General features: G+C 41.7%; 7 protein-coding genes. 1 reads left to right on the forward strand and 6 read right to left on the reverse strand.

Translation table 11 applies throughout. The features are described from left to right. Positions 1-148 precede the first annotated feature (148 nt). Positions 149-1,765: an inorganic phosphate transporter gene (locus D7V32_RS12945; RefSeq protein ID WP_120403266.1), complete on the reverse strand. Its 1,617-nt coding sequence runs from the start codon at positions 1,763-1,765 to the stop codon at positions 149-151. Positions 1,766-2,222: 457 nt separating this feature from the next. On the opposite strand from D7V32_RS12945, the gene metH reads away from it, so the two are divergent. Further along, entirely contained in the window at positions 2,223-5,912 is a 3,690-nt protein-coding gene (gene metH, locus D7V32_RS12950) for a methionine synthase (RefSeq protein ID WP_120403267.1), read from the forward strand. Positions 5,913-5,973: 61 nt separating this feature from the next. On the opposite strand, the gene D7V32_RS12955 is transcribed toward metH, so the two are convergent. The 5 genes from D7V32_RS12955 to D7V32_RS12975 all read right to left on the reverse strand — a co-directional run bounded on the left by D7V32_RS12955 (position 5,974) and on the right by D7V32_RS12975 (position 10,909). Further along, positions 5,974-6,612 carry a transglycosylase domain-containing protein gene (locus tag D7V32_RS12955; protein ID WP_120403268.1) on the reverse strand — a complete coding sequence of 213 codons (639 nt, stop codon included), beginning with the start codon at positions 6,610-6,612 and terminating at the stop codon, positions 5,974-5,976. Next, positions 6,609-7,220 carry a hypothetical protein gene (locus D7V32_RS12960; protein WP_120403269.1) on the reverse strand — a complete coding sequence of 204 codons (612 nt, stop codon included), beginning with the start codon at positions 7,218-7,220 and terminating at the stop codon, positions 6,609-6,611. The genes D7V32_RS12955 and D7V32_RS12960 overlap by 4 nt, the downstream gene beginning before the upstream one ends. Positions 7,221-7,296: 76 nt before the next feature. Continuing rightward, positions 7,297-7,632: an endonuclease domain-containing protein gene (locus D7V32_RS12965; RefSeq protein ID WP_120403270.1), complete on the reverse strand. Its 336-nt coding sequence runs from the start codon at positions 7,630-7,632 to the stop codon at positions 7,297-7,299. Between the two features lie 486 nt (positions 7,633-8,118). Next, positions 8,119-9,303: an iron-dependent methanol dehydrogenase gene (gene mdh / locus D7V32_RS12970; RefSeq protein ID WP_120403271.1), complete on the reverse strand. Its 1,185-nt coding sequence runs from the start codon at positions 9,301-9,303 to the stop codon at positions 8,119-8,121. A gap of 430 nt (positions 9,304-9,733) precedes the next feature. Further along, entirely contained in the window at positions 9,734-10,909 is a 1,176-nt protein-coding gene (locus D7V32_RS12975) for a sigma-54-dependent transcriptional regulator family protein (protein WP_171407661.1), read from the reverse strand. Between the last annotated feature and the right edge of the window lie 215 nt (positions 10,910-11,124).

Raw genomic sequence — 11,124 nt, forward strand, 5'->3', positions numbered from 1 at the left:
GCATTATTTTAGGCGATGCTTTAGTTGAAGCATCGCTTTTTTATTGGCATATATTGATGCTGCCAGCCTAAGCCAAACCCGCAAAGACTTAATCTGCACACATTAAAAAACGCTGCCGAAGCAGCGTTTTTTTGAATCTTAAAATCAATTAAAAGACTTTAAGAAATAACCAGTACAAACCGCCAGACAAACAGATGGTTGCTGGCAATGTAAAGATCCAAGCAGATAAAATCGTGCGGACAGTAGCAAAGTTCAGGCCTGATTTGTTGGCAACCATCGTACCTGCAACAGCAGAGTTCAGTACGTGTGTAGTCGATACCGGCATACCGAAACCGTCAGCCGCTGCAATCGTTGTCATTGCCACAAGCTCAGCAGACATTCCCTGGCCATAAGTCATATGATTTTTACCAATACGCTCACCGACTGTCACCACAATACGTTTCCAGCCGACCATTGTGCCTAAGCCAAGCGCTAGAGCAACAGCCACTTTGACCCATGTAGGAATATACTGCAAGAATGAGTCAAGATTGCTGCGGTACTCTTTGACTGACTTCTCTTGCGCTTCAGTCATCGCTGGCAGCTGCTCAGCTTTGTCTAAGCGTTTGAAAGCGGTAGTGCTTAAGTACATATCATTACGCAGTGCAGATACTTCAGTTTCTGGAATATCTTTCAAGTCGCCATATTGGCCTACACGTTCACCAAGATGATCCGTCAAGCTCGCCAATGCAGGCACAACTTCAGGTGTAATTTCCTTGGTTTGGATATAAGCCGTAATCACTTCACGCGCTTTCTCATCAGTAATATCATCATGCTGTGCATAGATCGCCGTCGCTGTTTGCGCGGATAACTGATGGAAAGACTGAATATGCTGATGATCCAAGTTTTTGTTCAGTGAATACGCCAGCGGTACACAGCCAATCAAGATCAGCATGATCAGGCCCATGCCCTTTTGACCGTCATTTGAGCCATGCGCAAAACTTACACCTGTACAGGTAAAGATCAAAATTGCGCGGATCAGCGGCGGCGGCGGCTTGTTGCCTTCTGGCGGCTGGAACAGCTCCATTTGTTTCTTAAAGATTTTTTTAACCAATAAGAACAATAGCGCAGCAAATGCAAAACCAATTAAAGGAGAGAAAAGCAAAGCCTTACCCACTTTTAACACTTGGTCCATGTCCACACCAGATGCGCCGCTGCCTGCATTCAAAAGGTAGTTCATGATACCCACGCCTAAAATCGAACCGATTAAAGTATGTGAGCTTGAAGCCGGAATGCCTAGAAACCAAGTTCCTAAGTTCCATAAAATGGCAGCGATCAGCATGGCAAAAACCATGGCAAAGCCTGCTCCGGAGCCGACATTCATAATCAGCTCGACTGGAAGCAAAGCAATAATGCCGTAGGCGACAGCGCCGCTGGCAACCATTACGCCCAGAAAGTTACAGAAACCCGCCCACATCACCGCCACGGGCGCTGAAAGAGCATTGGTATAAATCACTGTTGCTACAGCATTTGCTGTATCGTGGAAACCGTTAACGAATTCAAAACCGAGCGCAATAAATAAAGCCGTTCCCAGCAAGATTAATGTGTATAAGCTAAGTGCTGGAACATGCGCTAAATCGGCCGTCAATTGAAAGCCAATATAAATAAGCGTTGAAATAATAACCGTAAGAAATACCGGCATAAAAAATTTCGGTGTTGGCACATGAACATTGGTCGACTGAGCAGCCGACTGTTGTGCTGATTCTACGGGAGTTTGATTAGAATTCATGCAAGCAGGAATGGAGGATTTAAGAATCCCCATATTGTTCAGTTAAATTGTGACAATTATATGACAAAGCGGTGCCAGATAAAGCAATATTTCATACTTTATTTGCAGAAAAAACCCTGTAAATCTTGACAAAAACACTCTGTTTAATTAATACAAATCATAAACTTAGAACCCCAGCTGCATCTCCTTTGATGAATAAATGCATGATTTTGAATAATGTTACAAGCCGTGAAATATGACATAGCCAAAGCCGTACAGCTGTCATGACAGAGCAGACTACAGTATCAATATGACAATTCAATGAATCATGAATAACTGTATATTCAAAGCGTTATGCAGAGCGGCTTGCTTGAATTTCATACTGCAGCCGCAGTTAATAAGCTGAATATCAGTAAAAATGAACTGAATTCTGCTAATATATTCGCCGATTTCATATTCCATCGGATTGGGTTGATTTATGTCCACGCTTACCACCCTGAAAGAGCTTCTTGCCAAACGTATTCTGATTATTGACGGTGCCATGGGAACCATGATCCAGCGTCACAAACTTGAAGAAGCTGACTACCGTGGTGAGCGTTTTGCTGACTGGGCATCTGACCTCAAAGGCAACAATGACCTTTTAGTGTTGACCCAACCGCAGATTATCCAAGGCATCCATGAAGCCTATTTGGATGCAGGCGCTGACATCATTGAAACCAACAGCTTTAACGGCACACGTGTTTCGATGTCAGACTATCATATGGAAGATTTAGTTCCAGAGATCAACCGTGAAGCGGCACGTCTTGCCAAAGAAGCTTGCCAAAAATATTCAACGCCTGATAAACCACGTTTTGTGGCAGGTGTTTTAGGGCCAACATCACGTACCTGTTCCATTTCTCCAAACGTGAATGACCCTGCATTCCGTAACATTACGTTTGATGAACTGAAAGAAAACTATATAGAAGCTGCACATGCCCTGATTGAAGGCGGTGCAGACATTCTCCTGATTGAAACCGTATTTGATACCTTAAACTGTAAAGCTGCGATTTTTGCAGTCAAAGAAGTATTCCGTCAGATTGGCCATGAATTGCCTTTAATGATTTCAGGCACGATTACCGATGCTTCAGGTCGTACACTGACAGGTCAGACTGCGGAAGCGTTCTGGAACTCTGTACGTCACGGCGATTTATTGTCGATTGGTTTTAACTGTGCCCTCGGTGCAGATGCAATGCGTCCACACGTTAAAACCATTGCCGATGTAGCGGATACTTTTGTTTCTGCACATCCAAATGCTGGCTTGCCAAATGCTTTCGGCGGGTATGATGAAACTCCTGAACAAACTGCGGCATTCTTAAAAGAATTTGCTGAAAGCGGTCTGATCAATATCACAGGCGGTTGCTGTGGTACGACGCCTGATCATATCCGTGCCATTTATAATGCGGTTAAAGACATTCAGCCACGTCAGATTCCTGAAACCAAACCTGCTTGCCGTTTAAGTGGTTTAGAACCGTTCAACATCACCGCTGACTCATTATTTGTCAATGTTGGTGAACGTACCAACGTCACAGGTTCTAAAAAATTCTTGCGTTTAATCCGTGAAGAAAACTTTGCCGAAGCACTGGATGTGGCTTTACAGCAAGTGGTTGCAGGTGCGCAGGTGATCGACATTAACATGGATGAAGGGATGCTCGACTCGCAAGGGGCGATGGTACATTTCCTGAATCTGGTTGCCTCTGAACCTGAAATCTCTAAAGTGCCAATCATGATTGACTCATCTAAATGGGAAATCATTGAAGCAGGTCTGAAATGCGTGCAAGGTAAAGCTGTCGTCAACTCGATTTCCTTAAAAGAAGGCTATGACGAGTTTGTCGAAAAAGCACGTTTATGCCGTCAGTACGGTGCTGCTGTCATTGTCATGGCATTTGATGAAAATGGTCAGGCAGATACTGCAGCGCGTAAAAAAGAAATCTGTAAACGCTCTTATGATGTGTTGGTCAATGATGTTGGCTTCCCTGCTGAAGATATTATTTTTGACCCGAACGTGTTTGCGGTTGCAACAGGGATTGAAGAACATAATAACTATGCAGTTGATTTCATTGAAGCAACAGGCTGGATTAAACAAAATCTGCCACATGCCATGATTTCAGGCGGTGTATCGAACGTATCGTTCTCTTTCCGTGGTAATGAGCCTGTACGTGAGGCGATTCACTCGGTATTCCTCTACCATGCCATTCAACAAGGCATGACCATGGGGATCGTGAATGCAGGTCAGATGGCAATTTACGATGATATTGATAAAGAGCTAAAAGCTGCGGTGGAAGATGTCATCCTGAACCAAAATCAAGGTGAAAGTCATCAGGAAGCGACTGAAAAATTGCTTGAAGTGGCGGAAAAATACCGTGGTCAAGGTGCTGCACAAAAACAAGTTGAAGACCTTGAGTGGCGTAATCAACCTGTTGAAAAACGTCTTGAACATGCTTTGGTCAAAGGCATCACCACCTTTATTGATGAAGATACTGAAGAAGCGCGTTTAAAATCGGCACGCCCATTGGATGTAATTGAAGGTCCACTCATGGACGGCATGAACGTGGTTGGTGACTTGTTCGGTTCAGGCAAAATGTTCTTACCGCAAGTGGTGAAGTCTGCACGTGTGATGAAACAAGCCGTAGCTTGGTTAAACCCGTTCATTGAAGCGGAAAAATCAGGCGGTCAGTCTAAAGGTAAAGTCCTGATGGCAACCGTAAAAGGCGACGTACACGACATTGGTAAAAATATCGTCGGCGTGGTTTTAGGTTGTAATGGTTATGACATCATTGACCTTGGCGTGATGGTGCCTGCGGAAAAAATCTTACAAACGGCAATTGATGAAAAAGTCGACATTATTGGTTTATCAGGTTTAATCACACCATCTTTGGATGAAATGGTGTTTGTTGCCAAAGAAATGCAGCGTAAAGGTTTCAATGTTCCGTTATTAATTGGTGGAGCAACAACCTCTAAAGCGCATACTGCGGTAAAAATTGATCCGCAATATTCAAATGATGCGGTGATTTACGTTGCCGATGCTTCTCGTGCGGTGGGTGTGGCAACAACTTTACTTTCTAAAGAGATGAAGCCAAAGTTTGTAGCAGAAACCCGTGCCGAATATGAAAAAGTGCGTGAACGTATTGCCAATAAACAGCCAAAAGCTGCCAAGCTGACTTATGCAGCATCCATTGAAAATGGTCTGAAAATTGACTTTGCAGCGAATCAACCTGTGAAGCCAAACTTTATTGGTACGCAAACCCTGACCAATTATCCACTTGAAACTTTGGTGGAATACTTTGACTGGACGCCATTCTTTATTTCATGGAGTCTGGCGGGTAAGTTCCCTGCTATTCTAACCGATGAAGTGGTCGGTGAAGCAGCGACTGATTTGTATAATCAAGCGCAGGACATGCTCAAAGACATTATTGCAAATAAACGCTTTGATGCCCGTGCCGTGTTCAGTATCTACCCTGCCAACCGTTCTGCGGCAGATTCTGTTGAAGTTTATAACGAAGATGGTCAATCGGTTACACATACCTTCCATCATATTCGTCAGCAGTCGGACAAAGTCACAGGTAAACCAAACTTGTCTTTGGCTGATTTTGTTGCAACGAAAGATCAAGCTGAAGACTGGTTAGGTGGCTTTACGGTGTCAATCTTCGGTGCGGAAGAAATGGCGCATGAGTTTAAAGCTAAGGGTGATGATTATTCTGCCATTCTTGCACAATCTTTAGGTGACCGTTTTGCTGAAGCTTTTGCAGAGCATTTGCATGAGCGCATTCGTAAAGAGTTCTGGGGCAATCAGGCAAATGAGCAACTTTCAAATGAAGAGTTGATTAAAGAGAAGTATGTCGGGATTCGCCCTGCACCAGGTTACCCTGCATGTCCTGAACATTCGGAAAAAGCGTCTTTGTTTGATTGGTTAGGTTCAACAGCTAAAATTGGTACTGAGTTAACTTCTAGTTTTGCAATGTGGCCGCCTTCAAGTGTCAGCGGTTTTTATTATGCAAACCCTGAAAGCCAATACTTTAACGTGGGTAAAATTGCTCAAGATCAGCTTGAGGATTATGCAAAGCGAAAGGGCTGGACTTTGGATGAAGCGAAGCGTTGGTTAGCACCAAACTTGGATGATTCGGTTTCTTGATTTTTTAATTTCGATAGTTTCCCCCTTTTTTTCAAAGGGGGACTTTCACGTATCAAATGAATTACGTGACAGCTCCTCCCTTCAACGAGGATGCGTTGTGTGTGGCTAACTTACAGGAAATATTACTAACCCTGATTTTTATTTTAGATCGCCATATTTCTTTATTATTTAATGGTTCTGGATACTTCAATCTAGCTACAATTTCTATTTTTTCAGAAGTACTTAATTTATGATTAACTTTCTTCCATTTTAAATAATGGTCTAATCCGTCCATATCCGATCCTAAAAAAGCAATTTTAAGATAGGCTGTGGCAATTTGTTGATTGCTAAATTTGTGAGAAATTAAAATTGCTAATAATTGCTCTCTTAACTTTCTTTTCCATGTTCTTTCATATCTTTGAGTTATTACCCTGACATATTGTTGCGCAATCGTACTAGCTCCTTGGAATTGATTTTTAAACTTCGTATAGTAAATAGCACGTAACATTGCATAATGATCAATACCAAAATGCCTCAAAACTCGATGATCTTCAGCAATGAATAAAATGTTAATTATTTCCTCATCAAGTAATTGTTGGACACTCTTCAAATTTTTTTCACATTTTACAAAATCAATCTGGAAGTTATCCAAATTTAATTTATAAAATAATTTCATCAATAAATAAAAAGGTATCGTTAAAAAGAAGTACATTACTTTCATACTTTACCTTTAATTCCAGCAATAGATTGATTAAAAGGAACTTTAGATAGACAGACACTGCCTCTTTGGTCAGCAACCATAGAATAAAAGTCTCCATCAAACATAATTGCCTTCCTATTACTAATAAAGAAAAAAAATTTCTTTAATTCAAAGCGACAATAAATAGTAGATTGTCTCTTCTCACCATATTCAGTCGCATGTATGGTTAATATATCTGGCCCAAAAATATTTTTTTGAATTGACCCTTCAATTTGAGCTCGAGCCCTATGTTTACCTGTATATTTCAAAATATGTCGAGAATGTGTTGCTCTTTTGCCATAACTTGAATCTTCATATACTTTTTCAGATGCCCCTCGAATATTACTACCTTCAAGTCTTAAAAAAAGATTATGTTGAAGCTCCATGTTTTTATAGGGATTATAAGCCGTTTCATCTGTTTTTGACCTCAAGTACCATTGGCCAGAAAAATCTGGAATACCAAATAACTTTTCTCTAATTAGAAAAAATAAGAAAGCTATTATTATTGCTGCTAACACAGCTTCCCAAATATCCCCAAAAGCAAAATCTTCAGTTAAATATAATAAAATATTTTTTGAGTCAAAATTCATAAAAATCAATATATTAATAAGAAAATATCTTTATCAATAAATACCACATTTTCCTAATAATTGGAACTCTAATATACTACTGCAGTTTACTTCCCCCATAAATCGCCCCCATCACCTGCCCATTATCAAACCTCAGCACCTTTAGCCCAAGTTGAACTAAAGCTTCATCTCGAACTCGATCGGCTTCTAATCCTTCAGGCGTATAGTGCTGACTACCATCACACTCAATCACCAAATTTGCAGATGGACAGTAAAAATCCACAATGAAATTTAAAATTGGTTTCTGCCGATAAAATTGAAGCCCGCAAATTTGCTTATTGCGGAGTTTTGCCCACAGTAACTTTTCAGAATCAGTCATGTTATTACGTAAGTCACGTGAGGCTAGTTTTAATTTTTTATTGTAGGGTTTCACTTTTATTCTACTAATTTATTTTATTAATCCTTCCTCATGCACCAGAAATGGCTCACCGTTTAAAAGGAAGAAACGGTCAAGTGCTTCGCGAAAGTTCCCTTTGAAAATAAGGGATTTAGAATAATTTTAATTTTTAATTGCCATCTCATAAATATATAGAAAAATAGCGTCAATATCACCCGAAATCTGTCTGTTAAGACACCTCAGGCTCAATGACTAAATTGGCAGAAAGACAGTAAAACTCATCATTGATATTTACCAATAGAACGGTAAATCTTGACTGGAATAAAAAGAGTGATCTTAGTATGAAAGTGGCCTTTCCTTAGCCATCTTTCCTGAAATAAATGTTAAGTTGCCGCATAACATGTGACATCGCTTCAGTTGAGCCTGAATAACCCTGCTTTAAGGATTATTCAGCACTAAGACCACTTAAGGTATTGAAATTAAGTTGAATAACACCTAAATAACTTAATTCAAATCTGATGCTTAAGCATTAGACTTTAACGCAGCTTTAAAGATATCAACGACTTGAGCATGTGTTGCTTTACGCGGATTGGTCAACATGCAGGCATCTTTCTGCGCATTCTCAGACATAACGCCCAAGTCTTGCTCTTTCACGCCCAATTCAGACAAATTAGACGGAATGCCAATCGATGCTGAAAGTTCACGAATAGCATCAATAGCGGCAAAGGCTGCTTCATTTACAGTCAGACCGTCTGTATTTACACCCATTAATTGCGCAATACGTGCATAACGGTCAGGGCAAGCAATGAGGTTGAACTCGCAAACATGCGGCAGCAATACTGCATTGCAGACACCGTGCGGCAAGTTGTAAAAACCTCCCAGCTGGTGCGCCATAGCATGCACATAACCTAATGAAGCATTGTTAAATGCCATACCTGCAAGATATTGCGCATAGCTCATGGCATCACGCGCCTCAAGATTTTCACCATTTGCGACTGCTGGACTAAGCCACTCGCTAATCATGCTGATTGCTTTTTCTGCACAAGCATCCGTAATTGGATTCGCCGCTGTAGAGACATACGCTTCAACCGCATGTGTCAATGCATCCATACCCGTTGCAGCAGTAAGCGCTGCCGGTTTTGCAATCATCAGTTTTGGATCATCAATCGCAATCAGCGGAGTACAGCGCCAGTCAACAATCGCCATTTTAACGTGGGTTTCTGTATTGGTGATAATACAGAAACGGGTCATTTCCGATGCCGTACCTGCTGTAGTATTAATCGCAATCAGCGGAGTCATTGGCACAGTACTTTTGTCAATGCCTTCATAATCACGGATATGGCCGCCGCCTGCTGTAACTAAGCCAACACCCTTAGCGCAGTCATGGGAAGAGCCGCCGCCAAGCGACACAATAAAGTCGCATCCGTTGTCATTATATTCTTTGACTCCGTTATGCACATTAATGTCGGTTGGGTTCGGTTCTGCGCCTGGGAAAATATGGCTGTCTACACCCGCATCTTTAAGATAGCCTGCGATGGTGTCCGCTACACCAAATTTGAATAAGCCTGCATCGGTTACAATCAGCGCTTTTTTCGCGCCTAGATTTTGCGCTTTTGCGCCAATTTCTTTAGCGCAGCCTGGACCGAATAGCGATACGCAAGGGATGTAAAAACCGTTCGTTTGATCTGCAATATTTTTAAAAGCCATGGTGCGATTCCTTCTACCATTATTTGTCGTCATTGTTATGGGTAATGCTTACCCTAAAATGAGTATTAAATAGCGCTTTAAAAAAATGCACCTACCAAAGACCTACCATCTATAAGCATTTGATTTAATTTCATTTATAATGATTAATTTTTCATATTCCAGTGAGAGTCAATTGCGGTTTGACCATTTCGCTTTAGTTCACCATCCCCTGCGGTCACTCCTGTAAACGTTTGACCCGGCTTTCTTGCACAAAATGGTAAAATTAGCGCTCTTCAATCACTTCAACTGAATGAGCTGCTGGGTTATAAATCCAGTCTAATATCTTGAATTTATTCAAGACTAATGCAGATGTGATAGATCTCTTTCATGATGCCATTTTCAAAATAAAAATAAGCCCAAACCAAGCCAATACCGTTTAAACAGTGTTGCCTCAGCTGCCGTATTTTTTTTGCTTCAGCAAAATTTGATATGTCGGATGCTCCTGCGGCATTAACTCAATCAGACGTTCAACAGCATCAATAGCTTCAGGAAAATGCGCTACATGGCGCAGCAGAACATCCGCATCATTAGCTTTGAAAATTGCATCACTGAGACGTGATTCCAAGCAGTCACGCCAAGCGCATAAAAATGGACTTTCTGTTTTGCTTAAAAATATGCCCGAACAAAGTTTTAAAGCAGACTCAATGTAGCCTGCATCCAAAGCTTGTTCTATTTGCAAAAAATCTGCTTCAACATTGGCCAAAATACGATATGGACGCGACCCCAGCATGCCGCCCAGCACATCCCGCAGCTGAGACATTTCCGCTTTTAATGTGCCTACACTGACTTTTCGCTCGCCATACAGCGCTTGGTGCAAAGTATCTAAAGTCATGCCTTGCGGGCACAGTGCTAAAATAATTAAAATTTCTATTTGACGCGGGGTCATCACCAGCACTTTGCCATTAAACAGCACCTGCGATGCAGAAAACGCCCGAATATACAGCTGCTGCTGATGCTGCTCCAGCAAAGCCGCCTGCACAATCGAAGCACAGCGCTCGGCAGCCAGCAGTCCTAAACTATTATGATTTTTCCATGTCGTAGACAAGTCAATGACGCCTACAATCTGTTTAGAATGCGGATCAATAATCGGCGCTGCATAGCACACCCAGTCATGGATAGATGCCATATAATGTTCATTAGAAAATACACAGCTGGACTGCTGGGTTTTCAGTGACAGCGCCAGCGCGTTTGTGCCCACCAATTCCTCTTTCCATTGTCCGCCTTGCATAAAATGCACACTTTCTGCTGCGCTTTGCATCTGCCGGCTGGAAGCGCTCCAAATAATTGTACTTCCAATATCTCCAACCGCAACAACCATCGAAGACTGCTGCGCAATATGCTTTAAATCATCAGCGCAGCGGGTTAAAGCATATTGCAAGGCATTTGGTGTCTGCTGTGCAGCTGGCCGCAAAGGCGCAGCTGAACGGTCTTTTGGAATTTTAGCAACGTTAGAACGCTGCCATGAACTGAGTATGCTTTGGCCGAGCAGTTCAGCATGCACAGGAGATAAACTGCTGTTCTGCCTAAACTGTTCTATTTTCTTTCTTTTTTCTGCTAAATTCTGCATCCGATCATCCTTAAGCATTTCGGCTATGACTATGCCTGCTTTCCGTCATTGCTAGTCTTAGCCTTTTAATTATTTGTCTAGAGGTTGTTAACCGTCACTCAACCAACCTTTTTCCAACCTTGTATTCAGTATGCTAGTTAAATAATGTACAGAAGTACCTTATACCAAAGCAGTAAGTTTTGGGATAGAGAACAACATAATAAGCAAAGGAATAT

This window comes from Acinetobacter tianfuensis (assembly GCF_003611465.1).
GTDB lineage: Bacteria > Pseudomonadota > Gammaproteobacteria > Pseudomonadales > Moraxellaceae > Acinetobacter > Acinetobacter tianfuensis.

Excerpts from the sequence above, each read along its gene's own strand:
- D7V32_RS12945 (WP_120403266.1), bottom strand. The coding sequence starts at position 1,765 with ATGAATTCTAATCAAACTCCCGTAGAATCAGCACAACAGTCGGCTGCT.
- metH (WP_120403267.1), top strand. The coding sequence starts at position 2,223 with ATGTCCACGCTTACCACCCTGAAAGAGCTTCTTGCCAAACGTATTCTG.
- D7V32_RS12955 (WP_120403268.1), bottom strand. The coding sequence starts at position 6,612 with ATGAAAGTAATGTACTTCTTTTTAACGATACCTTTTTATTTATTGATG.
- D7V32_RS12960 (WP_120403269.1), bottom strand. The coding sequence starts at position 7,220 with ATGAATTTTGACTCAAAAAATATTTTATTATATTTAACTGAAGATTTT.
- mdh (WP_120403271.1), bottom strand. The coding sequence starts at position 9,303 with ATGGCTTTTAAAAATATTGCAGATCAAACGAACGGTTTTTACATCCCT.
- D7V32_RS12975 (WP_171407661.1), bottom strand. The coding sequence starts at position 10,909 with ATGCAGAATTTAGCAGAAAAAAGAAAGAAAATAGAACAGTTTAGGCAG.